Raw genomic sequence first — 939 nt, forward strand, 5'->3', positions numbered from 1 at the left:
TGCACCTGCACCCACTAATTGTACCAGCCAGGGGACTTTTATTTCTCAAACGCTTAGTGCGGGTACTTATACGCCAACCCAGATTCTGACGCTATATAATTTTTATCCTTGTAATCAGGCCGAAGCAGCCATGTCTGGATTTGAAATCACGCTTAATGTAAAGGTTTTTAAAACAGTTGCTTCCAATACGGCTAATTACGGTGGCGTAAGGGTTAAAACTTTGACGGATTATCCTGCGATCCCCTCTAATGCACCGGCCTCGGTCAACAGTTTTACTTATGCGGATGCTTCCAATGTTTTGTTGTCTAGCGGGGTTATTGCAAAAGAACCTACCTATCAGCTCTCCTTTCTAAATTCCATTGGAAGCCACAACCTATATCGTTCTACCGCGTTTAACCCGGAAGCACTGTCTCCGTTGTATTATAAAAACGTAAAGGTAAGTACGAGTGCGTATGAGACGACACACTCATTTACTTCCCATGGGGACCAAACCGATACGAAGGGGAAATGGGGTTTTTTCTTTGATAAGGGTATAGGTGGTATAGGCATACCTGGAATTCTTTTTAACGAGTCGACATATTTGGAAATGGGCGATTTCGGGAATTATTATTTCATGCGTTCCTTGCCCAAGGAAGTTGTAGTGAAAGACATTGCTGGAAATCTTAAACAGAAAACGACGTATGAATATACGGGATACAATCAGGATGTATTTCAGGTTCCCGCTATTCACTATGAACTACTGGCAAGGTATGAGGTGCCGCTTCCTGGGGCAGGTATGGATAACAGATCCGTATACTACGGTAAAGCTTACTATATCATTGGTGGCTGGCCACGAAAAACCTCAGAAATAGTTACGAATTATGGCTCCGATGGAACAAATCCTGTCACAACAACCATAAACTATGAATATGGGACAAATCATTTACAGCTGAGTAAACA

At 42.5% G+C, this 939-nt stretch carries 1 protein-coding gene; it reads left to right on the forward strand.

Annotated features, from left to right (window positions below; all coding sequences use genetic code 11):
- On the forward strand, positions 1 to 939 hold a 939-nt coding region (locus RB622_RS30150; protein ID WP_308050562.1), incomplete at both ends, for a hypothetical protein.

The sequence above is a fragment of the Dyadobacter sp. LHD-138 genome, assembly GCF_030929615.1.
Lineage (GTDB): Bacteria > Bacteroidota > Bacteroidia > Cytophagales > Spirosomataceae > Dyadobacter.